Below are 26,203 nucleotides of genomic sequence, written 5' to 3' on the forward strand. Positions count from 1 at the left end.
TTTTTCTTTAAAATTAATTTAAATACGTCAAGTTCTGTCGCTTCCCCGCCCTACCTTTGTTTTACAAGAAAGCCACTAAAAGCAACAAGATCTGAACATGGAGTTTCACTGTTTTTCTGACCCAAAATTACCAATTCCACAAGATCATATTGCAATGTATTCTTAAAAAATAATTAACAAAATAACATGAAAAAGACAACCATTCTTTCTTTGGACGGAGGCGGAATAAGGGGAATTATTACCTGTATTATTCTGCGTTACATAGAAGAACAGCTCCAGTATTATGATAAACCAAGTGCTAAGCTTGGGGATTATTTTGATCTGGTGGCTGGCAGCAGCACAGGAGGACTGATTGCTTCTATTATTCTATGTCCTGATGAAGTCCGTAAAGCAAAATATTCTATCCAAAAGGGATTGGAATTATATGCTGAAAAGGGCGGTGATATCTTCCAGGTTTCCTTTTGGGAAAAGCTGGTTAATCCATTTGGATTATTGAATGAAAGAATTTCTCAGGAAGCTCTTGAAAAAAACCTGAATGACTTTTTTGGAAATTTAGAATTAAAGGAATTAATAAAGCCATGTTTAATAACAAGTTATGATATAGAGAACAGAAGAGCGAAACTTTTCAATTCCTGTGAAGCTCATCTCAGTACAGATAATTTTTATGTAAAAGATGTTTGCAGGGCAACATCCGCAGCACCTACCTATTTCAGCCCGGTACAGATCAAATCAATGTATGGGCAAATCTTCAGCCTGATTGACGGCGGTATGTTTGCGAATAATCCTGCTCTTTGTGCTTATGCAGAGGCCAGAAAAATTCCCTTTGCAGAAGTTTTGAAAAATCATCAGAAAGCCAATCATCCCGGAGTAAATGATATGATTATCATATCTATCGGAACCGGAATTGAAGCGAGGCCTTATTCTTTTCATAAACTCGAAAAGGCAGGAAAAATTGGCTGGGTAAATCCCATTATTGATATTTTAATGTCTGCCAATGCAGAAACCGTAGATTATCAGCTTTCTCAAATGTTCCAGACCTTGGGGCTGAGAAACCAGAAAAACTATTACCGTTTGAATCCCTCATTGAAAAACGCTTCTCCAGCCATGGATAACGTAAGACGGTCTAATATTGAAAACCTGATACAAGCCGGACTAAGCTATATTGATGATAACAGAGAAGTCCTGAACCAGATTGTCCAAAAGCTCATCAGAAACAAAATATAAGCTTAAAAGCTTATATTGAACTTAAATAAGCTTTTAAGCTTATATTAAAATTCTCACTGAATTAAAACACTTGACCTTGTCAGTTTATAATATTTATCAAAAATGAAATAAAAATGAAAAGAAATTATAACACGACAAGTTTTGACGCTTGAGTCAACGATCTTTAAATAAACAAAATAACCAAGGAAACCAAAGCTAAATAAGCTCATTCCAAACTTACATTATCCCTATTATTTTTAATAATCTTCAGTTAATCAAATACTGAACAGGATATCTATTGCCCAATATTGAATATTAGTCTGCTAGCACTACTATATATTATTAACCAATTAATAACCTTAAAAATTTTTAGAATTATGGCAAATTTAGTACAAGAATTAAACAGTTTAGATTTCAGTGTTTACATCGGAGGACCTATGCAGGCAGCGATCAAGGCTCAGCATGACGCATCCATGTCGCAAGTAAATTTCATTAAAGAAGTTGGCTTTGAAGAAGGAGCACCAGAAGGAGGCGCTAAAAAACTTAAGTATGTGGATTTTATCTATACAAAGTCAGTTCCCAGCACAGCTGAAAACAATGACAGCGTAGTAAAATCAGAAGTAAAATTAAGTGTCCCATTGCTTTGTATGCTGACAATTCCGGCTTTAAGAATTGATGAAATGACTATTGATTTTAATGCCAAACTTAATTCTGTGGAAACTCAGAATATTGCTAGTGAATTCCAGGGAAGCGCTTCTATCAGCGCTAAATTCTGGAAAGTTAAATTCAATGCTTCAGCTTCTTATAAGAAAACCAACTCAAGTACCTCAACTACGGAAAAAACATATACGTTGGGCGTACATGTAAAAGCTGTAAATGACGAATTACCTGCAGGGCTTTCAAAAATTATGGATATGTTAGAAGATGCTATTGTTGCTTCCGCAGCACCGGTAACTACTACTTAATTATTTTCAGGATGGTTGCTCCGGCAGCCATCCTTTTAAAAAATCTTTATCAATTAAAAAAAACTTATCATGCCAAAATTGAATGAATATTTAGGAGGTATTGTCTCTGAAATTGCAGCAGCCAGAAAAATGACAGACTTACAGACTGTACAAATTGCAAAAGAATATGCTAAAGATGATTTATTGAAACATTTTTCCATTCCAAGAATGAAAGTGGGGACGGTAGACCTTACTATTCCTTTTGCTACAGCAGGAAGCTCCCCTATCTTGCTTTTCAGAGATTTTTCTTATGAAGAAATTACCAAAGTTGCCTCAACGGATTATAATGCTTCTGATACTAAAAATGATCAGAATTTAAGAAATTTCCTAGCCAATCAGGAGTTTAGTTATAATGATTATATAACGAAGATTAAGTCTGAAAACAAACCGACGCTCACCGATACTCAAATACAGTATTTTGAACCTATTTCAAAATATACAGTAGAATACTGTCGTTCTCTTCCCAATTTTACATGGAAGAATACAGATCCCCAGCTTTTACAGCAAAACCTTTTCAACAGGATTGTTTTGGAAGCCAGAAGAGTTATTGAAAAGATAGATAACCGGGAGATTATTGTAGAGGCAAGCAAATTGATGCAACTGGATGCCAAATGCCTGATTTTCGCTAAAATGAGTGTGAGTGAAGCAGGAATGGAGTGGTCGAGATATGAGGATATCAATGGAAATATTATAGAAACGCTTATCCCTGAATAATAGAATGAAAAAGTCACAGTTTATTTTAGTTTCCCAGTTAAAGGATCAGCTGCTGGAATTTCCAGCTATTGTTTCTTTGTTGGAGAAAAAAGATCCTTTTTTTGTTGAGAAAATGCTTTCATGGCTGAAGTCTGTAGAGAACATTCTTTCTACGAACACCATTAGTGAAGTTTCGGAAATAGCCGGTTTCAGAAGTAAGATCCTGGCAGGTAAAATCAGTGATGAAAGAAGTTTTAATGCTAAAAAAAACCAGCTCAAGGTTACCGCAAATCTTCTTCACGATGCACAAAACTGTGTGCTTAATGTGTTACTGCCCCATGAAACAAAAATGAATGAATGCAGAGATATCACCAAGCAAATCCTGGCTTTAGCAGCACAAACAACAAGCCCGCTTTATACTTCAGAAATAACATTTGAAGATTTTGTACAGAAAGTCTGGTCCCATATCCTTTCTGATAATGATTTAAAATTAGGAGGTATTAAACTCAAATCAATGCTTTCTGAAATGGATATCATTATGCTTATTGCTGATGAAATAGATATTAACGATTTTTCTTAAAAACTAAAATAACTCAAAATTCTTTTGAGTTATTTTTTATACGTCAAGTTTTGACGCCACCCTCTATTACCTTTGAAATATAAACAAGAGCACAAAAACAATTAATAAAAAACTTTAAAAAGCCTTTGAATTCAACATTGATCTATGCTGAGCAACCTAAAGTATGTTCAAAAAACAACCAATACCAAATCACAATACAAAACATGGAAACATCCAATCACAATACAGATATACTCTTCGATGAAGATCTCTACACCGTGGAATGGAGTGACATCGAAAATGCAGAGATGGATTATGAAAACTATCTCAATGACATTGAAAATTTCTTCAGACAAGATTTTGATGAAGATATCCTGGAAGAAGATCCCTTTTAAATAAAAATATGACAAGTTCTGATGCTGTCCGTCATTACTCTCTATCATGCACCCAGCAGTCTCATTAAACATTCTCAACACCTTTGAATCACCATTCACAAATGTTGGACAGCCAGAACGATGTCTGAAAATATAACACACCTGTGGAAATTCGGCCTACGACCACATAAAACAAGGCCTAAGATCCTGAAGCGATCTTGTAAAGCTTCAAATTAAAATTTATTCTGAAAATAAATATTAGAATATTGAATAAGCCACAGGGTTTCTGTGGCTTATTATTTTTCAAACTTCATCACAAAAAAATAAAACACGACACGTTTTGTCGCATTAAGCCCATATATTTGTGGTACAAAATTTTACCATGAAGAAAGATTTTTATCTGACAAGATATGCCTTAATTATTAAAAGACTAGAAAGTTCTCCGGCTACCTATTCCCAGTTGGAAGACTATCTATTAAATTCTTTTGAATTCCAGGATGCCGGGATCAAAAGTTATTCTATCCGTACCTTGCAGAGAGATATTCGTGAGATTTCCGACCTTTTCAACCTTTCCATTCACAATAAGAAAAAAGGCGACAACCGGTATTATATTGAAAGCCGCCCCATCATGGAAGTGGATGAGTATAACCAAAAACTTTTGGAATCTTTCCAGGTAAGCAACGCCTTGAATCTTCACCCTGATTTTTCAAATTTTATTTTCTTTGAAAGCCGTAAACCAACCGGCATAGAGCATTTTTATGATTTGTTCTTTGCCATCCGTAACAAAAGAGTGGTCACTTTTGAACATTACAATTACAAAAATAAACTGATGACTTCCCGAAAGGTCCATCCTTTGGCTTTAAAAGAATCCAAAGACAGATGGTATCTTATTGCGATTGACACTAAGGATAAAATTTTAAAATCGTTTGGACTAGACAGAATCAATTATCTGGATGTGGCTAAAAATCAGTTCAGAGAAAAGTATAAATATAACTTCAGAGAGCATTTTAAAAATGCTTTTGGTGTGATGAATCTGGCAGAACAAAAGCCGCAGAATATTGTATTAAAATGCAGCCGCCATCAGGGAGAATACATTAGAAGCTTCCCGCTTCACCAGTCACAAAAAGAGACTAAAGAAACTCCGGAAGAGATCTATTTTGAGTTTTTCCTTCATCCTACTTATGATTTCATGCAGGAGATTTTATCCTATGGAAAAGAAGTCACCGTGCTAGAACCGAAAGGTTTAGTTGACGATATCCGCAACCATCTTCAGGAATCCCTAAATCGCTATCTTGAAAGTTAACAGATCGTAAACTAATCTCATATTTTTTAGTTATATTTACATAAATATCCCTATTGAGAACTTTATTCATTTGCATATTTTGTATGATTTCTTCATTTTGTTTATCTCAGCAAAAAGAGGAATTCCGGTTGGTAAAAAATTATTACAACCAGCACAGAGGTATGCTGAATACTGAATTCAAGAAAAAATTTGATGCAGAATCCAATGTTCTTAAAAAGGATGCAATCAAAGGAGATTTCCTTTTTTTTATGAAAAAAATGGATAGCATTGAAAACACTGCTTTAATTGGAGCACTGTTGAGGGTAAGAAATATTGAAGATCTTCAGACTTTAAAAACAACAAAAGGAATCTCTCAGGATTTTACCGATAAATCTGCGAATGTAGAAAAGATGGCAGATTATCCCGGAGGCATCAATACCCTAAGACAAGAGGTTGCAGATCTTCTTTATGTAGATGGTGTGAATTCCGATTCCAAAACAGTAAAAACAGATGTTATATTTATTGTGGAAAAAGATGGAAGCGTCAGTAATGTTCATGCTCAGGGTGATAATTTCACGTTCAACAGACAAGCTGAAATTGCCCTCTACTCTATTTCTGAAAAATTTTCTCCCGCAATGGTAAAGGGTGATCCGGCAAGATTCCGTTTCAGGATTCCTTTAACTTTAACGATGGTTGATTAAATTAGATGTTTACAGACGAATATTATATGAAAATGGCCCTGCAGGAAGCAGCCGCTGCTTTGGAACAGGATGAGGTTCCTATCGGATGTGTGGTTGTTTCCAACAACCGTGTTATTGCAAGAGCACACAACCTCACTGAAACATTAAACGACGTTACTGCTCATGCAGAAATGCAGGCTATCACCTCAGCCGCTAATTTCTTAGGAGGTAAATATCTAAAGGATTGCACTCTTTATGTTACCATGGAGCCATGTGTCATGTGCTCAGGAGCCTTATCATGGTCACAGATTTCCAAAGTGGTTATTGGTGCCAGAGATGAACAGAGGGGTTTTATCAATAAACATCTTTCTCTACATCCAAAAACAGAAGTCATTACAGGGATTATGGAAAATGAGTGCTCTGCCATTGTTAAAGATTTTTTTAAAAGCAAAAGATAACTTTCTTTTTTGTCACCGCATATTGAAAAACAAGATACAAGTAATCAAATAATTACCTACATTTGATCTACATTCAAATTAAAACAATATGAAAAAGTTAACCAGAAAAGAAACAGCTAAAATCAATGGTGGAATCGCACCGGGACAATGCTTTTACACTGATCCTAATACAGGCAAGAGAAAACTTGGATGCCAATTAGGACCCATTCCAGACTGTTGTGGAGGATGGATTTATCCAAATCCTGAATACGCATGCCAGCCATGTACAGTTACTGATCTTTAAAAATGAATAAAGACAATTAAACTAATTCCATTTACCTTCAAATTAAAACAACATGAAAAAATTAGCAAGAAAAGAAACGGCCAAAATTAATGGTGGAATCCGCCCTGATCAATGTTTTTATATTGATGACAGTGGGGTAAGAAAAATCGGATGCAGAACTCAACCTTTTTTTAATGAGGATAGTGGCACATGGATCTATCCATTGAAAGAATGTGATTCATGTACAGGAGATCTCTAAAAAGGCCCTTTTGAAAACCATAAAAAAATCAGAGAATATAATGTTCTCTGATTTTTGTTTTTATAAGGTCGTATCCCAATTAATCTTTGAAGATAGAATACATGGCAAGGTCAAAATATTCGTCGTCTTTTTTGGCATGTTGTTTTAAAAGAGCCTCCTGCTCCATTCCTATTTTTTCCATGATTTTTCCGGAAGCAGGATTGTGAAGGAAATGAGTAGCATAAATCTTATTAAAACCTAAGTCATTAAAGCCGAAATCTACTATAGCCCTCGCTGCTTCTGTAACATATCCTTTATTCCAGTAGGGAATTCCTATCCAATACCCCAGCTCAGCCTTATCATCATCTCTGTCATGAAGTCCGATAGCACCTATAAGTTCCTCTTCTTTATTTCTAATTCCAAACGTAAAACCAGTCTTACCTTCAAAAGCCTCTTTGGACATTTTCACCCAAAGCTGAGCATCATTTTCCGTATAAGGATAAGGAATATTAGAAGTGAGATCTGAATAAATTCTATGTTTAAGAAACTCAACAATAAAAGGGATATCCTTCTCATCCAATTGAGAGAGAATCAGCCTTTCAGTTTCTATTCTTGGAAATTCTTTTAATTTTTTCATTTTATTCATGGTTACATTGAAATAAAAGTTGAGGTTTAGTCCAACATCTATGGATGATATCTACAGATCTTTACCAAGGAAATAAAGCCCTTTCAAGGTATGGAGTCTATCCATTACATGGATTTTATCCGTTAATGGCTTATACACATGAGAAACGCCACCTGTAGCCACCACAAAACAATCATCATTCACCTCATCATTGATACGGTTAATAAACCCTTCTACCATTCCCAGGAAACCGTATACCATTCCACTTTGCATGCAGGTTACCGTATCTAATCCCAATACTGATTTAGGCTTTTTAAGTTCAATATCCGGAAGCTGAGCAGTCTGGTTAATTAAAGAATTTAAGGATGTTACAATTCCAGGAGCAATAATTACGCCCAACGTTTCACCCGTTTCAGCCACACAGCTTGCTGTAAGTGCCGTTCCAAAATCAATCACGATCTTTTTCCTGTTCGGGTAAAGGTTATGAGCCGCTACAAGATTGGCATAAATATCCGTTCCCATCTGCTTAGACTTCGCCTGCACTCCTGATGGCGTTGTACGATCAACAATTACCGGAGTGACTCCGTGGATCTTCTTGATTCCCGAACTCATCACTTTGGTAAGCTGAGGGACTACTGATCCTATAATTACTTTCTCTATTTCTTTTGGGTCAACTTTATACGTCTGATAAAGCATCAGCATCTGTACATAAAGCTCGTCTGCTGTTCTGTAAGGTTTTGTATTGATTACCCATGAAATATCACAATTATCACCATTAAAAAGGCCGAATCTGATATTGCTGTTCCCTACGTTAATTACAATTGAATTCATTTATATTTAAACAGGCTATGATTTGAAAAAATTTGAGTTCCAAATTTATAAAAAAATAAAAGGAGTATTTACAAATACTCCTTTTATCTCTATGTTGATCTTTTTATTTCACTTCTACTATATTATCCGCCATATTCACATCTGCAAGTCTCTGGCTGAAATCAATTCCCAATACTGACAATTGAGATTTTGTATAAGGGATTGTGATGGTATATTCTTTCTGAGTCCAAGGCCAGTAAGGCATTGTCTTGAATTCACCATAAGCATCTTTTTCTTTCCACGTATGCGTCATATTCAATGGAATCTGATAAGTTACAATTTTCTTATCCGTAGTCATTACACTGAAATCAATTGGCATCGGAACCTGACCGTTATTGATAAGGGTAACTGTAGTAGATTTTGCATCATACTTTACCTCCTTAATTCCGTAATCGATCGTTTTGGTAGTATTGATCCAATAATTTTGGAACCATTTTAAATCCATTCCTGAAACCTTTTGAGCAATATGAAGGAAATCTCTGTCTGACGGGTGTTTCATACTCCATTGGTCATAATATTGTTTTAAAGTTTCTGCAAGATTCTGCTCTCCCATAATATATCCTAACTGTACCAGGTACAATTCTCCTTTTACGTAAGAAGCATACGTGTAAGAAGTTCCGTTATCATGGTGATCTCCTAACCAAACCGCAGGTTCTTCAATTCCTTTTTTAACAAAGTTTCTGTACGCGTTCAAAGTGTTGGCAAACGGATTCGGAAGCTCTTCGGGAAATAGCTGATACATGGTATATCCTTCTGCATAACTGGTAAAACCTTCATCCATCCAAGGACGTACAGATTCGTTAGTCGCAAGCATTTGCTGATACCAAGAGTGAGAACCTTCGTGAGCCATTAGTCCCATCAGTCCTTTGATATCTTTAGCCTCACCAAGAATCATGGTACACATTCCGTACTCCATTCCACCGTCACCTCCTTGAATAAAGGCATAAGTTGGATACACATATTTCCCGAAATGAGAATTCATGATCTGGAAATACTTGGTAATATAGGGTTGTGCTTCTCCCCAAACCTTAGTTTTATCATTTTTCTGATAGACTAAATATACTTTTGGACCTTCCGGAACATTAAAGCTTTCCACAGAATAATCTCTGTCTGCACTCCATGCAAAATCAAGGATGTTTTTCGCCGTCCATTTCCAGGTTGCTTTTTTATCTTTTTCTGTTTTGATCTTTGCAGCAGCATCATATCCTTTTACTTCTGTTGGGTTTTCAAGAATTCCTCCAGCTCCTACTACATAGTCTTTATTAATTTTAATCGTAACATCAAAATCTGAAAACGGTGCATGGAATTCTCTTCCCAGGTAATCAAAAGTTGCCCAGCCATCATAATCGTACTCAGCAATCTTCGGATACCATTGTGTCATAGTCATATCCACCCCTTCTCTGTTGTTTCTTCCACTTCTTCTGATCTGCTGAGGAATTACAGCATCCCAATCCATGGTAAAAGTTGTTGTAGAGTTTGGTTGAATAGGCTCTGCCAGATATACTTTCATAATGGTTTCCTGAACTTCAAATTTCAGATCCTTACCATTTTGTTTGATCCAGTGAATATTTTGAGCTCCTTCCTGATCTTTTGGAATGGAAGACAGTGTTGAGATTCCATTTTTCTGCAACCTTCCATCACCATTTTTCCCTTGGGAAGACACTCTCTGATCCATCATGGAATTAGGCTTGAAAGCATTCCAGTACAGGTGAAAATACACCACATTCAGCTCATCCGGTGAGTTATTGGTGTATTCTAAGGTTTGTTTTCCCTGATAGGTAAATTTTTCAGCATTGACATCAATATCCATCTTGTACTTCGCAGCCTGCTGATAATAAGCTCCTTGCTGAGCCTGAAATTGTGAAATGATAAACGCAAAAATGATTGCAGCCGATTTTCTCATTTAAAATTTTATTTTTTCTAAAGGTAGGTAATTAAAATAAAACCCTCAAACGTGGAGTTACAAGAGGGTTTTGTCTGTTTTAGATGATTTTCTACTGGTCTTGTTAAATGAAAAGTAAAATTATTTTTTCAATCATAGATTACACAGATTTTCATAGATAATTAGGAGTATTATTTTGGACTTTACTCCATGTATTGTTCTTTCAACAGTTTTTTTATGAGAGTAACCTGTCCCAAATGATAGTAAGCATGTTCAATCATACCGTCTATATTTCTCTGATATGATCCATATTTTTCATCTACAAATGTTTCATTAAGCTTTGAATCAGGCATTTTTTCTAATAATGCTATAAACTTTTCAGAATCCCTCCATAGTTTATTTAACAAGTTTTCCCATTGTTCCTGAGATTCAATGGGCGCAAGATCAAAGCTGTATTTATCTTTTATTTCCAGGTCTCCTCCTTCAAAAACATGGACAAGTCCAGCTATATAATAATCAATATGAAAAGTGAGCATGGCAATCGTATTTAAAGAACCAACCTTCATTACAGCATGCTCCCATGTAATATCAGAAAGCTGATTCTTAAAATTGGTATTGGCAATCCAGAGACCATCAAACAACACTTCTCTAAATCTTTTAGCTAATTGTAATACTGAACTCATGATCAATATGTTTTTCTAAAGATAAGTAATTAAAATATTGATTTTTAATCTCTCGCAGATTTTGCAGATAACGCAGATTTCTATTAGCCTTGTCAAGGTTTAAAACCTTGACAAGGCTCTCTTTAAAACAAAAAAACCTCAACTGTAAAAACAGCTGAGGTTTATATTATCATTAGAAATTACAATTATTTCTTAGCAGAAACTTCTTTCTTTCCGCTTCTTAGTATCTTTTCAAGGATTCTTAAAGTGATCAGATAGGTTGGTTTTACTCCTGTAAGACCTAAACCACCTGAAGATAAAGTACTTCCCGTCTCTAAAGGATTATCCGAAGCATAATAAGCATAGCAAACGAACAGATCCGGTGAAATATGATGTCTGATTTTAGAAGCAACCTGAATCGCTTTCTGATAGTGAGCACCTTCCATTTCAAGACCAATTGCTCTCCATGAAGTATTCATAAAGTATGAAAGAATATCTTTATTCTGAAGAGAGGTTCCTAAAACGGTAATCATCGGTCCTTCAAAAGCCTTCAGTTCATCGTCTTTAAAATCATCAAGCTTCAATGCATTTTCAAAAGGATAATTATCTGCGGTTCCTTCAAAAATGTGAGAAGTCGGAATCATAATATCTCCTTTCTCTCCGGTAAGAATTCCCGCTTTTCCCATAATAGAAACAGATTTCACATGCATCATGTACACTTCTCCTTTATGTTCATAAGGCTTTAATAATTCATCCATTACCTCAAAAGCCTGTTCTCCGAAAGCATAGTCAAATACCATTACCACATCGTCTCCTCCAAACTTACAGTCAGCAAACGGAGTATTCTTCAGATTCATCTTACTAAGATCAATAATCTGTACATCAATATTACTTCCGCTTTTATCTGCAATATGGATCATTCCTTCATCTAATGCATACTTCAATACCTTATCACGAAGTTCTTTCTTGTTGGAAATTTCTTCATACAGTTTATAGTCAACCTCGTTTTGATGCTTCTTTTTAAGAGCTTCATTCGCATACAGCATATTTTTCACTGAGTGCATATTCGCTGAAATGATATGTAATGGGCGTGTATGAAGATTATTTTCAAATAATACCTCCTTCACTTTATTAGCCCATTTCTCACCAAAATAGTGATGCCCTACTCTTTCCTTTAATATAGCACTAAAATGAATTTCTCTTTCTCTGGATCCTTTTGCGTCTTCAAGACTTACTTTTCCTAAGTTATAGATGATTTTAAATAAACGGTCAGGATTATTATCATCTCCAAAAGTATTGTAAGCTCTTAATGTTTCATCAAAAGATCTTCCTATTAAAGAAGAAAGGTGAATCAATGCCACTTCTTTTTCTTTTCTGCTGAATTTCTTTTCTCCTTTCACTACTTCTTCAATAATTTTGAAGGCACGTGTTGGTTTCCAGTTTTCATCCTGAATGAAAGCCAGGTTACGGATTTTATCAGCTTCTATAAATAAGAATGTAAGGTGGGTAAGAATGTCATAAATTTCGGAACGGCCCAAAAGAACCTCAATATTCATCTGGTGTTCGTCTATTCTATAACAGTTTCTTCTTCTTTTCTTTGGAACAATAGGTTCGAAACTTCCTTTATCAAACCCTTCATCAGATGTAAGATGAATAAAAGCACACTCCTCAATCCCTTCCGGAAGCCTGTCTAAAACATACATCAAACCGTCCAACTCCAATTTGCTTGGAATATTCATGGTTCCATAAATTTCTGGATTGATGGTTTTCAACAAACTTCTGATACTTTCTCCTGAAACACCCCCTGGCTTGAAAAATCCTCTATAGAATAAATGTCTCATAGAGATATATAATCTTTCAATAGCCTCTGTTGTTTCTCTTGCTCTAGAATTTGTCATAAAATAAATTTCACACAAATATACGAAATCTTTGCCCATTTTATTTTAACTATCTTTTAATAAGTGGCTTAAATTCGCATAGGATTGGAGAATGTATCATGTAAAATGTATTTATAGTCCACCACCCTTTCTAAACACCCTTCAATATTATATTTTAACATATACAAAAACAAATACCCCCCCAATTAAAACCCACCAAACAACCGTTTAATTTATATAAATTTCAAAATGACCCTAAAAATTTTAGGGGTCAAATGAATTTAATTTCATTTTTTTTGTAAATTTGCCCTATCAAAATTCACCCAAATATGTCAACCTTAAGATTCAAAGCATTAGAAACCCTACCATTTAAGGATTTCAGAAAAGACAACACTGTCGAAATCCCCGGGAAATTGTCAGAACTATTCTGCCAAAATGTTTTCTCAGAAGAAACAATGAGAGAATATTTAACAAAAGAAGCATTCCAGTCTATTATGGATGCGGTAAAAAAAGGGACTAAAATCCAGAGACACATCGCAGATCAGGTTGCTGTAGCAATGAAAGACTGGGCAATGAGCAAAGGAGTAACTCACTATACTCACTGGTTTCAGCCTTTAACGGGGACTACTGCAGAGAAGCATGATTCTTTCTTCACCCCTATCGAAGGCGGTAGAGCGATCGAAAGATTCAGCGGAAACTTATTGATTCAGCAGGAACCGGATGCGTCTTCTTTCCCGAATGGAGGAATCAGAAATACTTTCGAAGCCAGAGGTTATACAGCTTGGGATCCTACTTCTCCGGCTTTCATTATGGGAACTACATTATGTATTCCTTCGATTTTCATCTCTTATACTGGAGAAACTTTAGATTATAAAGCACCTCTTTTAAGAGCTTTAAATGCTGTAGATGAAGCTGCAACCAATGTAATGCAGTATTTTGATAAAAACGTAACAAAGGTAACTCCTACTTTAGGTTGGGAGCAAGAATACTTCCTGGTTGATTCCGCGTTATACCAATCACGTCCGGATCTTGTATTAACAGGTAAGACATTATTAGGACATTCTCCGGCAAAAGGACAACAATTAGACGATCACTACTTCGGTTCAATCCCTACAAGGGTAATGAACTTTATGAAAGAGTTGGAAATTGAGTGTATGAAACTGGGAATTCCTGCTACAACAAGACACAACGAGGTGGCTCCAAACCAATTTGAGCTGGCACCAATGTTTGAAGAAGTAAATGTTGCAGTAGATCACAACTCTTTATTGATGGACATCATGGCGAGAGTAGCTCACAAGCACCACTTCCACATCTTATTCCACGAAAAACCATTCGCAGGAGTAAACGGAAGCGGAAAGCACAACAACTGGTCTTTAGCTACTGATACTGGTGAAAACCTTTTAAGTCCAGGAAAAAACCCTAAGAAAAACTTACAGTTCTTAACATTCTTCGTGAATACTATTAAGGCTGTATATGAATATGCAGATCTTTTAAGAGCAAGTATTGCTTCTGCGAGTAACGACCACAGACTGGGTGCTAACGAAGCTCCACCAGCAATTATCTCTGTATTTATCGGAAGTCAGCTATTCAGCGTTTTAGAAGAACTTGAAAAAGTTACCAACGGAAAATTATCTCCTGAAGAAAAAACAGAATTAAAATTAAATGTAGTTGGAAAAATTCCTGAAATCCTATTAGATAATACAGATAGAAACAGAACTTCTCCATTTGCCTTTACAGGAAATAAGTTTGAGATCAGAGCAGTAGGATCTTCTGCAAACTGTGCAGAATCGATGACTGTAATGAACACTATTGCTGCAAAACAATTAGGTGATTTCAAAAAAGAAGTAGATGCTTTGATTGAAACAGGACTGAAGAAAGACGAAGCTATTTTCAATGTATTAAGAGAATACATCAAGCAATGTAAAAGCATTATGTTTGAAGGTGACGGATATTCTGATGATTGGGCAAAAGAAGCTGAGAAAAGAGGACTGAACAATCTGAAAACTACTCCAGAAGCTCTTAAGCAGGAAATGGATAAAAAATTCCTGGATCTTTATGAGGAAATGGGAATCTTTAATCACAGAGAGGTTGAAGCAAGAAACGAAATAAAATTAGAGAAATATTCTACGGTTATTGATATTGAAGCAAGAGTATTAAGCGATATCGCAAGAAACCATATCATTCCTTCAGCTTTAAATTATCAGAACAGATTAATTGAGAACGTTAAAGGTCTTAAGGATATTTTCGGAGATAAAGAATTTAAGCCATTGGCAAAAGAACAGATGAGCCTGATCACCAGCATTTCTGAAAATGTTTCTAAAATCAAGCTGGGTGTTGAAGATCTTATTAAAGCCAGAGAGACGGCAAAAGGCATATCAAACAGCCAAAAGCAGGCAGAAGAATACTGTAACAAAGTAAAACCATTATTTGACGGAATCAGAGAAGCTTCTGATGACCTGGAAATGATGGTAGACGATGAGCTTTGGCCGATGACAAAATACAGAGAGATGTTGTTCACAAAATAACTCTGTAAAGTTCCATATTAGTTAAATTCCTCAGTTTTCTGAGGAATTTTTTTTATGATAGCTATTTCCTTAGTATAACCATTCCTTCTGTGTTAAGACTTTTTACTTTTAACCAAAACATTTTCTCATATCCTTTTTTCATCCTGAAAAGCGATATATAACGTAAGACCACCAACAAAAAATCCCTTAAACGCCTTCTAACAAAGCATTTATATAGAATTTATTTTTTTTTTTTAACAGCCGGGAAAATTAGAGTTTTAAATTCCAAAACGTGATTTATAGAAGAAAATCGATAGATTTTGTTAAAGAATCTTAATAAAAAAAACCGCAGTCTTACCAAAAACAGGCAATTGCGGTTTATTTTTCTTTAACATATGTAAATAATATGTTAAATAGTGTTAAAATAAGATCCTGACAATTATCATATCAGGGGTCTTTTGCTCGGAATCTCTACTTTTGTATTGCTTTTGAAAATAAATATTCCATTTTAACACGGTTAATCAAATATATATGAAGAAAAGAGTTTTGTTTTATTTAGTTGCTCTAGTTACTACAGTATCATTGCAATCGTGCGCTACTAATTATGTAGTTTCAAAACCAGCAACTTACAGTAAAGAATACAAAACAGATGCCAAACTAGCTTCTATTGATAACAAAAAAATGGAGCAGGATAAGCAGAAATTGATCGACTCTTTCCTTGCTGAAAAGGCTGCATCTATAGCAAATGCTAAAAAAGCTGTTAAAAATTCTGAGATTGCAAAAGCAATCAAACATAATAAAACCATTGACGGTATCCTTGAAGAAGCTGAAACTTACCTTGGAACTCCTTACAGATATGGAGGAACAACAAGAAGAGGTATTGATTGTTCAGCTTTCGTTCTTTCTGTTTTCGGAGCTGCAGCAGGTCTTACTCTACCAAGAGTAGCGGCTTCTCAGGCTCAGGAAGGTGAAAGAATTGAAAAAGGAGAATTACAGAAAGGAGACCTAATCTTCTTTTCTCATGGAAGAAGAATTTCTCACGTAGGGATTGTAGAAAGTGTTACTGAAGAAGGTGAGATCAAATTTATCCACGCGGCAACATCTAAAGGAGTAATGGTTTCTTCACTGAATGACTCTTACTGGGGACCTAAGTTCAGATTCGCAAAAAGAGTAATCAATGCAGAAGGGGAAGCTTACAACAACCTAGCTTCTACTACTCAAGCTACACCAGCAAATTTTTAATTTTATAAATAATTGATTTAAATAATGAAGCCATCAGAAATTCTGATGGCTTTTTTATTGTCTTACTTAAAATTAAGTTTTGGCTAAAGCCAAAGGAAAATATTTTATATAAAAAGCGGGCTAAAGCCCACTTCTATTGAATTTAATGATTAATGTTTATACCAGCCTTCAGAACCTAGCTGTTTCTGTCTATTTCAATATCCAGCTTATACAACAGTCCGTATACTTCTGAAAGCGAAAATTTAGCCTTTTTAAGCCTATTTAAACCCGGATCAATCGAATAGTTAACAGAAGTCCTTAAATCTGCCTTTTCAAGATTAGTCGTATCGAAAACAGCACCTGACAAATCGCAGTTATGAAAGACCGAACTAGATAAGTCACATTCTGTAAAATCCACCTCAATAAGTTTAGAATCTTTGAAAATAGTTTTCTTGATTGATGTTTGATAGAAAACAGAACTATGAAGAGCACAACCATCAAATTTAAAAGAAAGCCCAAAGCCATTACAATCAGTAAACTGTAGACCGAGCATCTTACATTCTTTAAAAGAGACATCCCGAAAAGCTGTTGAGGTAAGCTTTGCCATGCTTAAATTACACCCTATAAAATCACAATCTGTAAAACTAAAACCGGATAGGTTTCCATATTCAAAACTACAATTCTTAAAAGTACAGTTTTCATACTCTCCTTTTTCCAATGGAACCTCTACGAAATCTGTATTTTCAAAATTTTGATCTAAAACATAAGCATCTTTCATAAAAAAGTAATGATTTAATAGGTACAGAAATAGAATCCACAAATGTTGCAGACTAAAACTAAGTTAAATCTTTGGAAAGAGTTATACTAAGCTATTTTTATCTGAATAATTAAGTTTAAAGAAAATAAAAGTCATCATGGAGAAGGCCAGCAAAGAGCTTCCACCATAACTGAAATAAGGAAGCGGAATCCCTACCGTTGGAAAAAGCCCCATAACCATCCCTAAATTAATTGAAAAGTGCATCAGTAAAATCGAAGCAAAGCAATACCCAAATACTCGGTTAAAGGTAGACTTCTGTTGTTCCGCAAGGTAATAGATTCGTCCGATATAGACCATATAACATAAAATAAGGATAGCACTTCCTAAGAAACCCCATTCTTCTCCTACCGTACAGAAAATATAATCGGTTTCCTGCTCTGGAACGAATTTTCCCTGGGTAACTGATCCTTCACGGTAACCTTTTCCTAAAAGTCCTCCAGATCCGATCGCCGTTTTGGAATATAATAAGTTGTATCCTGAAGTATCTCTAAATGCTTTTTCACCTTTATAAAGAACCTCAATTCTTTCTCTCTGGTGTTTAGGTAATTTTTCTAAAATATAAGGAGAACCAAATGCCAATCCGCATAATAAAAGAATAGATCCAGAAATTCCTGATATAGAAATCACATCCCAGGACATTCTGTGGTAATTCATCGCGATCAGAATACCGGCGATGATTAAAATAGCCACAGCAACATATACTGGCGGAATCGCTAGAGCTACTAAAAAAACAGCAGCAAAAACAAATCCCACCCCAAATAGCAAGCCACTTAATCCTTCTCTATATAAAGCAATAAAAAATGCAATAAATACAAGCATAGACCCCACATCAGGAATAGCCAATACCACAACCGCTGGAATACCGATAATCCCTAAAGCCGTAAGCAGTGATTTTTTATTCTTAAGATTAAAATCAGGTCCTGAAACATAGTTGGCCAGCATCAATGCTGTACCAATTTTTGCGAACTCTACAGGCTGCATCGTAAGGCTTCCAAATTTATACCAGTTCTTTTGTCCCAGAATTTCCTTTCCAAAAGGGAAAAGACCTATCAGTAAGAGAACACCGCCTATATAAATAATACCTGCCATATTCTCGAAGAATTTACTTCTTCCTACAAATATAACGAGTCCTACCACTAAAGATATACAGAAGAAGATCAATTGCTTTTCTCCTAATTTCTGGTCAACACTGTAAATATTAGCAATGGCAAAAATGCAAAGCATGAAATACAGTCCTAGACCCAATTTATCTATTCCTTCTGTCCATTTCATTGCTTAACAGGTTTTTTAGCAGCGTTAGTATTCTTCTTATCCTCTTCTATTTTTTTCTGGAGCTTGACTTTTTGTTGTTTAACAAGTTCCAGGCTATCCTTTATTCTTTTTTGTTTAATTGAATCCGGTTTAGGGTCTTTATAAAGTCCTTTACGCTTCAAATCTGCAATCCATTGCCTTTTGTATTCCGGCATGAAACTCGAGGTAATCATTTTTTTATACAGATTTTCTCTTTTCAAATCACCGGTAATATATTTTTCAGCAATCACTGTACAAGCCGGACCTGCCCAAGTAGCTCCAAATCCAGCATGCTCCATTACCGCAACTACAACAATTTTTGGCTTATCTGCAGGAGCAATCAATACAAAGATAGAATTATCTTTTCCTTGTGGAACCTGTGCTGTACCTGTTTTGGCTAATTGTGTAAAGTCATTGGATTTCAATCCTCTTGCCGTTCCTCTCAAAACTACGGCTTCCATACCTTTTAAAACAGGTTCAAAATGCTTTGGATCAACTAATGTTTTGTGCTTAACCTTAAATCTTGGATCGGGATTAGCCTTTCCATCAATTGCTTTTACGATATGAGGAGTATAATACCATCCTTTGTTGGCAATAGCAGCTACATAATTTGCCAGCTGAATAGGAGTTACCAAAACATCTCCCTGCCCCATTCCATTATAGATAGCTCCGGTTGACATTTCATCCCAATTTTGGAAATCTGTTCTCTTGGAACCACTTGCCTTCATGATGGCTTTAAACCTTTTTTCGTAAAAATCTCCGGAAGGTATTCTACCCTTTGCACCCACTGCAAAGTCATTATTTAAAAATTCTCCTACTCCAAAGCTGCTCATGATTTTTTTCCACTCATCAACACCTTTTGAAGGATTTCCCGGATACTTTTTAATAATTGCAATAAATGCATAAGTAAAGAAGCAGTTACTGGAAACCTGAATAGAAGGAATTAACGGATCAGCTCCACCATGCCCTTTAATTCTTTTACCTTTATAGAAAAATCCACCTCCACAAGGGAAAACCGTTTTTTCATCCATTACTCCCATTTGCATTGCTGCTAAGGCTGTCAATAATTTGAAAGTTGATCCTGGAGGATATCCTGCTTGCAAAGAACGATCGAAAGTAGGTTTATTCTCATAAAGCGTATCTTTTGACAGAGCATATAAATTTTTGGATTTATAAGGTCCGGTGAAGAGGTTCGGGTCAATATCCGGTCCTGTTGCTGCCACTAATACTTCTCCATTATTAGGATCAATAGCTACAATTGCCCCATGTTTGTTGACAAGCATTTCTTCAGCGGTTCTCTGAAGATCATAATCAATAGTCAGAGTAATATCTTTACCTGTAATTACATCTTTATCCAAAGATCCGTTTTTATAAGAACCTATATTTCTGAGCCTGATATCTTTTTGGATGTACTTCATTCCTTTTACTCCACGAAGTTCCTTTTCATAAGACTTTTCAACTCCTGTTTTCCCAATAAAGTCTCCCGGTAAATAATAGATAGAATCTTTTTTAATTTCTCTTTCATTTACTTCACTGGTATACCCTAAAAGGTTTCCTGAAGTAGAAACTTCATATTGACGCTGAGGTCTCTGTACGATATTAAATGCAGGATATTTAAAAATAATTTCCTGTACTCTCGCAATATCTTCCCTGCTGAGGTCCTTTAGAAAGGTCATAGGAGTCAGCTTAGAATAATATTTTTCTTTCTTAATAACATTGATCTTGTTGATGAAATCCGTTTTACTGATCTTCATCAGACTGCAAAAGCCTAATGTATCAAAATCCGGTTTCATTAAACCTTGGGTAAAGGAAATTTCATAAGCAGGTTGGTTTCCTACCATGATCTTTCCGTTTCGATCAAAAATAACTCCACGCTGAGGAATTACATATTCAATTTTGATGGAAGTATTGGCTGCATTCAGGGCATAACGATCTGTAAACAACTGTAAATACGCAAGTCTCGCCACAAAAATAAGGGCGATAACAACAAGGATGGAAAAAATTTTTAAATAACGTGTGTTCAAACTTTTTGTTTGATTTTAAATATTAATGCATAGACCACTATAAATATAAATGAAATTACACTTGTCACCAACACATTAAATAATATTTCAAAAAATCTGCTAAACTTAAAGAACTCTATATATTGTACTAAAAGCTGATGCAGGAAAATACTTGAAAATAAAAACAGCAAAAACTGCGCCCATTGCAGGGACTGAAAAGAGAAAAAGTCTGTAGACGTATCTGTAGATGTTCTGAATATCAAGGTTCTGAAATAGGCTATCAGCGTTGTAGCAAAGGCATTAATCCCCCAAGAATAGAGGAAACCATCAATAGACAGCCCTATCAAAAAACTTAAAGCAAGGAATTGAAATTTGTTTCTGAAGAAAGGATAGAACATGACGAACACAGGATATAATACCGGAGTATACTTCCCGAAAATAGTAATCCTGTTCAATACAAAAATCTGTAATGCAACAAGAAATATCATGATTAATATGTCCGTAAATAAAGTTCTGCTAATCATTTTCCTTTTTTATTACAGCCTGCATCGTGTCCTGAATTTTCTGCACTTCTGCTTTCTTCAGGTTCTTCACGACATACACTTTATTCAACGCACCCATTTTTTCACTCAGCTCTACTGAGATATCCCAGAAACCGGTTTTATTATCTACTGAATATCCGGCAATAGTTCCGATGGTTACCCCTTTTGGAAAAATTGCAGATTTCCCGTCTGTAACAACGGTATCTCCAACTTTTAAAGCAACATATTTCGGAATATCTGCAAGGTGCATCACCCTGGAGTTATCTCCGTTCCATGTTAACGTTCCAAAGTATCCGGAATTTTTCAGAGCGGCATTAATTCTGATCCTGTTTACACTTAATACAGATTGAACCAATGCATAACTGTCTGTAGAATTGATAACAATCCCCGCGATACCTCTAGGTGCCATTACTCCCATCTGAGGAAATACTCCGTCTCTTCGGCCACGGTTGATTGTAAAATAGTTATTTCTTCTGTTGATGCTGTTGAAAACAATTTCACCATCAACAAAAGTATAGATCTGACCGCCTCCGATGGTATCATGTACTCTTTTGAAAACAGGGTTCTTTGTACCATCTTTTCCATACAATTCTGCCATAAGGGCTTTATTCTGAACCACAAGATCTTCATTGATCTGTTTTAGCTTCAGATAAGAAACTCCCTCATCGATATACCCGGAAATCCATGAATTTAACGCAGCCGTTTGACCTGCAATCCAGGATCTCTGCATGGCATTTCTAGAGAATATCAGAACCAGAGCAATGATTTGCAGGAATATAAAGAAGACAAAAAGTGTGTTCTTCGAAAATAATCTCAGCAAAAATCCCATTCAGATATACAGTCGTAAAAAGTTAAAATTATTTAATTAAGAAATTGAATTTATCCATATTCTTAAGAGCAATACCGGTTCCACGAACTACAGCTCTCAACGGATCTTCAGCTACAAATACAGGAAGACCTGTTTTTTTGTGAATTCTGTCCGCAAGACCTCTTAACAATGCACCACCTCCGGCAAGATAAATACCCGTTTTATAAATATCAGCAGCCAATTCCGGTGGCGTAAGGGAAAGCGTTTCCATTACAGCATCCTCTATTCTGATGATCGATTTGTCTAATGCACGGGCAATTTCTTTATACCCAACCATAATTTCTTTTGGTTTACCTGTAATAAGGTCTCTACCTTGTACCGGAATATCTTCGATGTCTACATCAAGATCTTCCACTGCAGAACCTACTTCAATTTTAATTCTTTCAGCAGTTCTTTCTCCAATGTAAAGGTTATGGTGAGTTCTTAAGTAATATGCAATATCATTGGTAAATACATCTCCAGCAATTTTCACAGATTTATCACATACGATACCTCCTAAAGCTACTACAGCAATTTCCGTAGTCCCTCCACCTATATCGATAATCATGTTCCCTTCAGGTTTCTGTACATCAATTCCAACTCCTATAGCGGCTGCCATTGGTTCGTAGATCAATCGTACTTCTTTTGCGTTTACTTTCTGAGCAGAGTCTCTTACCGCTCTTTTTTCAACTTCAGTAATACCAGAAGGAATACAGATTACAATTCTTAATGCAGGCTGTATGAATTTACCTTTGATTCCAGGAATTTTCTTAATAAATTCCTTAATCATATGTTCAGAAGCGTGGAAATCTGCGATCACCCCATCTTTCAATGGACGGATTGTCTTGATATCTTCGTGAGTTTTACCTTGCATATGTTTCGCCTGTTCACCTACAGCAATCGGTTTACCCGAAGAACGTTCAATTGCAACAATTGACGGTTGATCTATAACAATTTTATTATTATGGATGATAAGGGTATTGGCTGTTCCCAGGTCTATCGCAATTTCTTGCGTAAACATATCAAATAAACTCATATTTTTCTTCTGATTTTAAGTTTACAAAGATATAAATTTAACACTACGAAAGAAATTTCAACACAACATAATTTGGTTAAAATTTTATTAAAATTTATAATTCTTTATTAACTTTCTGTTTAGATAATTACAGAGTTTGATTTCAACCAAAATTAATGGAACATCAAAAGGCTAAAAAAGACCGGGAAAAGATCAAAGAAAATAGAAAAAATTAACTGATCTCCTTTCTTGACCTTTTTCAACTTAACGCTATAGTTTTTTACGATAATTATCATATACAGTTTCAGAGGATGATTAATTAAAAAAAGCGTAAATTTGCCGTTGCTTATGTTACAGTATTCCAACATCCATCGAACATCGAATTTTGCCGTGCTTTCTATAAGCTACGAAAAGGCTGATGTAGAAACGAGAGGAAAATTTGCATTCTTTGATGAAAACATCAAAAATTTTGTTTCCCGCGTCCATCAGGAAGATCTTGGGGATGCATTTGTGGTTTCCACATGTAACAGGACAGAGATCTACACCACTTCTTCCAATTATCTTTTAGTAGCAGAAGAATATTGCAAAACCATTGGGGTAAACATTACTGATTTTCTTCAGTTTGCTAATATTTTAACTAAAGAAGAGGCTTTAATACACCTTTTCAGAGTTGCTGCCGGACTTGAAAGCCAGATTATCGGAGATTTTGAGATTATCGGTCAGATCAAAAAAGCATACAGCCGTTTTAAAAAGGAAAGACAGAATTCTAATCCGTATCTGGAAAGAGCCATTAATGCAGCTATTCAGATTTCCAAAAGGATAAAGAACGAAACCGGAATTTCCAATGGCGCTGCTTCTGTATCTTATGCAGCCGTTCATTATATCCTAAACAGTCAAAAGAAAATTACTGAAAAGAATATTCTTCTTTTAGGAGTGGGTGAAATCGGACAAAACACGGTTGAGAATCTGGTAAAACATGTTTATCAGCCGAAAATTAAAATCGCTAACAGAACTCAGGAGAAAGCTGAAAAGATTTCTCAGAAATATAATATTCCTCACGTTGATTATTCTGATTTTGACAAGGAATTAAAAAACACCGATATTCTTATCGTGGCTACGGGAGCCAAGCACCCGATTATCAACCAATCACATTTCCCGAACGGAAAAGAAACATTGGTGATAGACCTTTCCATTCCTCATAACGTTGAGAAGAATGTTACAGAAAATGAAAATGTAACGTTAATTGATGTGGATGAGCTTTCAAAACAGATCCAGGAAACCATTCAACAAAGGGAAAAAGAAATCCCTAAAGCTGAAAAGATCATTAAGGAACTGATGAAAGACTTTATTGAGTGGGAGAAAAAAAGAAAACTAGCACCAAACATTCACCATTTCAAAGCGGTTTTAAAGAACATGGAACGCAATGAAATGCATAATTTTTACAAGAAAAATAAATATATAGACATCACGGACATGGAACTTTCTGATAAAATGATCCAGAAGATCACCAACCGTTTTGCAAAATATATCATCGATAATCCTTTAAAAGCCGAAGAAATTAGTAAATTAATGCACGAAATATTAGTTGAACAACCAAACAACGAATTCAATGAAAAGCATTAGAATCGGAACAAGAAGTTCCGCACTTGCACTTTGGCAGGCTAGAGAGGTTGCGAGGCACCTTCAGAACAACAATTATTTAACGGAGATTGTTCCTATCGTTTCTTCTGGCGATAAGAACCTTAATCAACCTTTATATTCATTAGGAATTACCGGGGTTTTCACAAGAGACCTTGATATTGCCCTATTGAATGATGAAATAGATATTGCGGTTCACTCTTTAAAAGATGTCCCTACCCTGTTACCTCAAAATATTGAGATGATTGCCTATTTGGAAAGAGATTTCCCACAAGACATTCTGATCAGAAAAGAATCGGCTAAAAACAAAGAACTTCATGAACTGAAGCTTGCAACAAGCAGTTTGAGAAGAAGAGCTTTCTGGTTAAGACATTTCCCGAATACTGAGTTTTCTGATATCCGTGGAAATATTCAGACGCGTCTTCAAAAACTTGAAGATGGAGATTTTGATGCCACCATTCTATCTTTGGCCGGAATCAAAAGAATGAAAATGGAAATTGATTATGAAATGCTTCCAGTAATGATTTCTGCCCCATCCCAGGGCGTTATTGCGGTTGCAGGACATTCCGATAAACCGGAGATTAATGAAATCCTGAAGCAGATCAACCACAATCCTACTCAGATCTGTGTAGAAATCGAAAGAAACTTCCTAAGTACGCTGGAAGGAGGATGCACAGCACCTATCGGAGCTTTTGCAGAAATTATTGAGGATCAGATCCGCTTTACAGCTGCACTTTGCTCTCTTGATGGTAAAAACTGTATTGCAATTGATGAGAACTTCGAGTATAACCTGGAAGAAAATTTTGGAGAAAAGTTCGCCAAGGTAGTCCTGGAAAACGGAGGAAAAGAATTGATGGCAGAAATCAAAAGCCAGATCTAAGATTATTTAGTTCAATTTTAGATTTCTAATTTCTTTTAAACTCTTTTCATTTTCTAATCCAACAGACATGAAAATCTTATTTACCAAAAATATAGACCAAGCTATAATATCCAAAGAATTAGGAGAGGATATCTTGGTTGATTGTGTTGAGGTAATTAAGACCAAGCCTATTCTCATCAGTCCGTTTGAACTGAAAAACTACTCTTTGATCTTCACCAGTGTAAATGGCGTAGCTTCGTTTTTTAAAAACAGATTTAAGCCTAATGAAAATTTCACGGCTAAAAACTACAATAAGATCTACTGCGTGGGTGAAAAGACAAAAAAAGCATTAAGGAAGCACGGCTTTGGGACATTTAAGGTCTTAAGGAATGCAGATGCACTTTCAAGATTTATTATCGGGAACTGCCAGCATGAACAGTTTCTTCACTTCTGTGGCAATCTTGCCATTAATGTTCTTGATAAGGAGCTTCCTCTTCAAAATATTAAGTATAAAAAGATTACGATCTACAATACAGAAGAAACCAATCCCTTAATTCCTGAAAAATATCATGCCGCAGTATTTTTTAGTCCAAGCGGAGTTCGTAGTTTTGCAAAGCAAAATTCCCTGAAAGATATGAAGCTGTTTTCTATTGGAGAAACTACATCAGGAGAATTAAGAAATTATACTCACGAAAACATTTTCACGTCTGAAGAGAACACCTTGAGCTCTATTTTTGAGCTGATAAGACTGGAAATTGTGAACAAACTTTAGAATATCTGTTACCGGATTTAAACGGT

Annotated in this window: 26 protein-coding genes; 15 read left to right on the top strand and 11 right to left on the bottom strand. The window is 35.6% G+C overall.

What is annotated here, in order from left to right:
* Positions 1–186 precede the first annotated feature (186 nt).
* The 10 genes from NBX25_RS00540 to NBX25_RS00585 all read left to right on the top strand — a co-directional run bounded on the left by NBX25_RS00540 (position 187) and on the right by NBX25_RS00585 (position 6,774).
* Positions 187–1,224, top strand: a complete 1,038-nt coding sequence (locus tag NBX25_RS00540; protein WP_123909366.1) for a patatin-like phospholipase family protein — start codon at positions 187–189, stop codon at positions 1,222–1,224.
* A 356-nt stretch (positions 1,225–1,580) separates the two neighbouring features.
* On the top strand, positions 1,581–2,168 hold the full coding sequence (locus NBX25_RS00545) for a DUF2589 domain-containing protein (RefSeq protein WP_123909367.1): 588 nt from the start codon (positions 1,581–1,583) through the stop codon (positions 2,166–2,168).
* A 69-nt stretch (positions 2,169–2,237) separates the two neighbouring features.
* Complete coding sequence (locus NBX25_RS00550; protein ID WP_250252302.1) at positions 2,238–2,921, top strand: hypothetical protein; 684 nt, start codon at positions 2,238–2,240, stop codon at positions 2,919–2,921.
* Between the two features lie 4 nt (positions 2,922–2,925).
* The gene (locus tag NBX25_RS00555) at positions 2,926–3,480 is read left to right on the top strand and encodes a hypothetical protein (protein WP_250252304.1); all 555 of its coding nucleotides are present in this window, start codon (positions 2,926–2,928) and stop codon (positions 3,478–3,480) included.
* 125 nt (positions 3,481–3,605) lie between these two features.
* Positions 3,606–3,854, top strand: a complete 249-nt coding sequence (locus NBX25_RS00560) for a hypothetical protein (RefSeq protein WP_250252306.1) — start codon at positions 3,606–3,608, stop codon at positions 3,852–3,854.
* 361 nt (positions 3,855–4,215) lie between these two features.
* The gene (locus tag NBX25_RS00565; RefSeq protein ID WP_123909370.1) at positions 4,216–5,136 is read left to right on the top strand and encodes a helix-turn-helix transcriptional regulator; all 921 of its coding nucleotides are present in this window, start codon (positions 4,216–4,218) and stop codon (positions 5,134–5,136) included.
* Between the two features lie 83 nt (positions 5,137–5,219).
* A complete protein-coding gene (locus tag NBX25_RS00570) occupies positions 5,220–5,816 on the top strand; it encodes a hypothetical protein (protein ID WP_228412903.1) in 597 nt (198 codons plus the stop codon).
* Between the two features lie 5 nt (positions 5,817–5,821).
* Entirely contained in the window at positions 5,822–6,253 is a 432-nt protein-coding gene (locus NBX25_RS00575) for a nucleoside deaminase (protein WP_250252308.1), read from the top strand.
* 88 nt (positions 6,254–6,341) lie between these two features.
* A complete protein-coding gene (locus NBX25_RS00580) occupies positions 6,342–6,536 on the top strand; it encodes a hypothetical protein (RefSeq protein ID WP_123858595.1) in 195 nt (64 codons plus the stop codon).
* A gap of 52 nt (positions 6,537–6,588) precedes the next feature.
* Complete coding sequence (locus NBX25_RS00585; RefSeq protein ID WP_250252311.1) at positions 6,589–6,774, top strand: hypothetical protein; 186 nt, start codon at positions 6,589–6,591, stop codon at positions 6,772–6,774.
* Between the two features lie 79 nt (positions 6,775–6,853).
* On the opposite strand, the gene NBX25_RS00590 is transcribed toward NBX25_RS00585, so the two are convergent.
* From NBX25_RS00590 to NBX25_RS00610, 5 genes are all read right to left on the bottom strand, one after another.
* On the bottom strand, positions 6,854–7,390 hold the full coding sequence (locus NBX25_RS00590) for a GNAT family N-acetyltransferase (RefSeq protein ID WP_123909372.1): 537 nt from the start codon (positions 7,388–7,390) through the stop codon (positions 6,854–6,856).
* A gap of 60 nt (positions 7,391–7,450) precedes the next feature.
* The gene (locus NBX25_RS00595) at positions 7,451–8,209 is read right to left on the bottom strand and encodes a type III pantothenate kinase (protein ID WP_123909373.1); all 759 of its coding nucleotides are present in this window, start codon (positions 8,207–8,209) and stop codon (positions 7,451–7,453) included.
* Between the two features lie 103 nt (positions 8,210–8,312).
* Positions 8,313–10,151 carry a M1 family metallopeptidase gene (locus NBX25_RS00600; protein ID WP_250252313.1) on the bottom strand — a complete coding sequence of 613 codons (1,839 nt, stop codon included), beginning with the start codon at positions 10,149–10,151 and terminating at the stop codon, positions 8,313–8,315.
* 182 nt (positions 10,152–10,333) lie between these two features.
* A complete protein-coding gene (locus NBX25_RS00605; protein ID WP_250252316.1) occupies positions 10,334–10,813 on the bottom strand; it encodes a DUF1572 domain-containing protein in 480 nt (159 codons plus the stop codon).
* 185 nt (positions 10,814–10,998) lie between these two features.
* Positions 10,999–12,690 carry a DUF6909 family protein gene (locus tag NBX25_RS00610; protein WP_250252317.1) on the bottom strand — a complete coding sequence of 564 codons (1,692 nt, stop codon included), beginning with the start codon at positions 12,688–12,690 and terminating at the stop codon, positions 10,999–11,001.
* A gap of 308 nt (positions 12,691–12,998) precedes the next feature.
* Between NBX25_RS00610 and NBX25_RS00615 the strand changes: the two genes are divergently transcribed.
* Both NBX25_RS00615 and NBX25_RS00620 read left to right on the top strand, forming a co-directional pair.
* Positions 12,999–15,194, top strand: a complete 2,196-nt coding sequence (locus tag NBX25_RS00615; protein ID WP_123909377.1) for a glutamine synthetase III family protein — start codon at positions 12,999–13,001, stop codon at positions 15,192–15,194.
* A 510-nt stretch (positions 15,195–15,704) separates the two neighbouring features.
* Entirely contained in the window at positions 15,705–16,415 is a 711-nt protein-coding gene (locus tag NBX25_RS00620; protein ID WP_089735083.1) for a C40 family peptidase, read from the top strand.
* Between the two features lie 175 nt (positions 16,416–16,590).
* On the opposite strand, the gene NBX25_RS00625 is transcribed toward NBX25_RS00620, so the two are convergent.
* The 6 genes from NBX25_RS00625 to NBX25_RS00650 all read right to left on the bottom strand — a co-directional run bounded on the left by NBX25_RS00625 (position 16,591) and on the right by NBX25_RS00650 (position 22,929).
* A complete protein-coding gene (locus tag NBX25_RS00625) occupies positions 16,591–17,172 on the bottom strand; it encodes a pentapeptide repeat-containing protein (RefSeq protein ID WP_250252319.1) in 582 nt (193 codons plus the stop codon).
* A gap of 81 nt (positions 17,173–17,253) precedes the next feature.
* Complete coding sequence (gene rodA / locus NBX25_RS00630) at positions 17,254–18,483, bottom strand: rod shape-determining protein RodA (protein ID WP_123909379.1); 1,230 nt, start codon at positions 18,481–18,483, stop codon at positions 17,254–17,256.
* Positions 18,480–20,525: a peptidoglycan D,D-transpeptidase FtsI family protein gene (locus NBX25_RS00635; RefSeq protein ID WP_250252322.1), complete on the bottom strand. Its 2,046-nt coding sequence runs from the start codon at positions 20,523–20,525 to the stop codon at positions 18,480–18,482. Before NBX25_RS00635 ends, rodA begins: the two co-directional genes overlap by 4 nt.
* Positions 20,522–21,028: a rod shape-determining protein MreD gene (locus NBX25_RS00640; RefSeq protein WP_115968295.1), complete on the bottom strand. Its 507-nt coding sequence runs from the start codon at positions 21,026–21,028 to the stop codon at positions 20,522–20,524. Before NBX25_RS00640 ends, NBX25_RS00635 begins: the two co-directional genes overlap by 4 nt.
* On the bottom strand, positions 21,021–21,875 hold the full coding sequence (gene mreC, locus NBX25_RS00645; protein WP_123858583.1) for a rod shape-determining protein MreC: 855 nt from the start codon (positions 21,873–21,875) through the stop codon (positions 21,021–21,023). Before mreC ends, NBX25_RS00640 begins: the two co-directional genes overlap by 8 nt.
* 28 nt (positions 21,876–21,903) lie before the next feature.
* Positions 21,904–22,929 (bottom strand): rod shape-determining protein, encoded by a 1,026-nt coding sequence (locus tag NBX25_RS00650; RefSeq protein ID WP_002982450.1) that lies wholly within the window; start codon positions 22,927–22,929, stop codon positions 21,904–21,906.
* A 327-nt stretch (positions 22,930–23,256) separates the two neighbouring features.
* Between NBX25_RS00650 and hemA the strand changes: the two genes are divergently transcribed.
* The 3 genes from hemA (at position 23,257) to NBX25_RS00665 (ending at position 26,177) form a co-directional block, all read left to right on the top strand.
* Positions 23,257–24,531 (top strand): glutamyl-tRNA reductase, encoded by a 1,275-nt coding sequence (gene hemA / locus NBX25_RS00655; protein ID WP_123909381.1) that lies wholly within the window; start codon positions 23,257–23,259, stop codon positions 24,529–24,531.
* Entirely contained in the window at positions 24,518–25,426 is a 909-nt protein-coding gene (hemC, locus tag NBX25_RS00660; RefSeq protein WP_123909382.1) for a hydroxymethylbilane synthase, read from the top strand. Before hemA ends, hemC begins: the two co-directional genes overlap by 14 nt.
* Before the next feature lie 67 nt (positions 25,427–25,493).
* Positions 25,494–26,177, top strand: coding sequence for a uroporphyrinogen-III synthase (locus NBX25_RS00665; RefSeq protein WP_123909383.1), 684 nt, complete (start codon positions 25,494–25,496; stop codon positions 26,175–26,177).
* Positions 26,178–26,203 lie beyond the last annotated feature (26 nt).

Origin of the sequence: Chryseobacterium sp. Marseille-Q3244, assembly GCF_940807095.1 — a bacterium.
In the GTDB taxonomy this organism is placed as follows: domain Bacteria; phylum Bacteroidota; class Bacteroidia; order Flavobacteriales; family Weeksellaceae; genus Chryseobacterium.

Bases quoted from the DNA above. Each gene is read 5' to 3' on its own strand.
- NBX25_RS00540 (WP_123909366.1), top strand. From the start codon at position 187: ATGAAAAAGACAACCATTCTTTCTTTGGACGGAGGCGGAATAAGGGGA.
- NBX25_RS00545 (WP_123909367.1), top strand. From the start codon at position 1,581: ATGGCAAATTTAGTACAAGAATTAAACAGTTTAGATTTCAGTGTTTAC.
- NBX25_RS00550 (WP_250252302.1), top strand. From the start codon at position 2,238: ATGCCAAAATTGAATGAATATTTAGGAGGTATTGTCTCTGAAATTGCA.
- NBX25_RS00555 (WP_250252304.1), top strand. From the start codon at position 2,926: ATGAAAAAGTCACAGTTTATTTTAGTTTCCCAGTTAAAGGATCAGCTG.
- NBX25_RS00565 (WP_123909370.1), top strand. From the start codon at position 4,216: ATGAAGAAAGATTTTTATCTGACAAGATATGCCTTAATTATTAAAAGA.
- NBX25_RS00570 (WP_228412903.1), top strand. From the start codon at position 5,220: ATGATTTCTTCATTTTGTTTATCTCAGCAAAAAGAGGAATTCCGGTTG.
- NBX25_RS00575 (WP_250252308.1), top strand. From the start codon at position 5,822: ATGTTTACAGACGAATATTATATGAAAATGGCCCTGCAGGAAGCAGCC.
- NBX25_RS00580 (WP_123858595.1), top strand. From the start codon at position 6,342: ATGAAAAAGTTAACCAGAAAAGAAACAGCTAAAATCAATGGTGGAATC.
- NBX25_RS00585 (WP_250252311.1), top strand. From the start codon at position 6,589: ATGAAAAAATTAGCAAGAAAAGAAACGGCCAAAATTAATGGTGGAATC.
- NBX25_RS00590 (WP_123909372.1), bottom strand. From the start codon at position 7,390: ATGAAAAAATTAAAAGAATTTCCAAGAATAGAAACTGAAAGGCTGATT.
- NBX25_RS00595 (WP_123909373.1), bottom strand. From the start codon at position 8,209: ATGAATTCAATTGTAATTAACGTAGGGAACAGCAATATCAGATTCGGC.
- NBX25_RS00600 (WP_250252313.1), bottom strand. From the start codon at position 10,151: ATGAGAAAATCGGCTGCAATCATTTTTGCGTTTATCATTTCACAATTT.
- NBX25_RS00605 (WP_250252316.1), bottom strand. From the start codon at position 10,813: ATGAGTTCAGTATTACAATTAGCTAAAAGATTTAGAGAAGTGTTGTTT.
- NBX25_RS00610 (WP_250252317.1), bottom strand. From the start codon at position 12,690: ATGACAAATTCTAGAGCAAGAGAAACAACAGAGGCTATTGAAAGATTA.
- NBX25_RS00615 (WP_123909377.1), top strand. From the start codon at position 12,999: ATGTCAACCTTAAGATTCAAAGCATTAGAAACCCTACCATTTAAGGAT.
- NBX25_RS00620 (WP_089735083.1), top strand. From the start codon at position 15,705: ATGAAGAAAAGAGTTTTGTTTTATTTAGTTGCTCTAGTTACTACAGTA.
- NBX25_RS00625 (WP_250252319.1), bottom strand. From the start codon at position 17,172: ATGAAAGATGCTTATGTTTTAGATCAAAATTTTGAAAATACAGATTTC.
- rodA (WP_123909379.1), bottom strand. From the start codon at position 18,483: ATGAAATGGACAGAAGGAATAGATAAATTGGGTCTAGGACTGTATTTC.
- NBX25_RS00640 (WP_115968295.1), bottom strand. From the start codon at position 21,028: ATGATTAGCAGAACTTTATTTACGGACATATTAATCATGATATTTCTT.
- mreC (WP_123858583.1), bottom strand. From the start codon at position 21,875: ATGGGATTTTTGCTGAGATTATTTTCGAAGAACACACTTTTTGTCTTC.
- NBX25_RS00650 (WP_002982450.1), bottom strand. From the start codon at position 22,929: ATGAGTTTATTTGATATGTTTACGCAAGAAATTGCGATAGACCTGGGA.
- hemA (WP_123909381.1), top strand. From the start codon at position 23,257: ATGTTACAGTATTCCAACATCCATCGAACATCGAATTTTGCCGTGCTT.
- hemC (WP_123909382.1), top strand. From the start codon at position 24,518: ATGAAAAGCATTAGAATCGGAACAAGAAGTTCCGCACTTGCACTTTGG.
- NBX25_RS00665 (WP_123909383.1), top strand. From the start codon at position 25,494: ATGAAAATCTTATTTACCAAAAATATAGACCAAGCTATAATATCCAAA.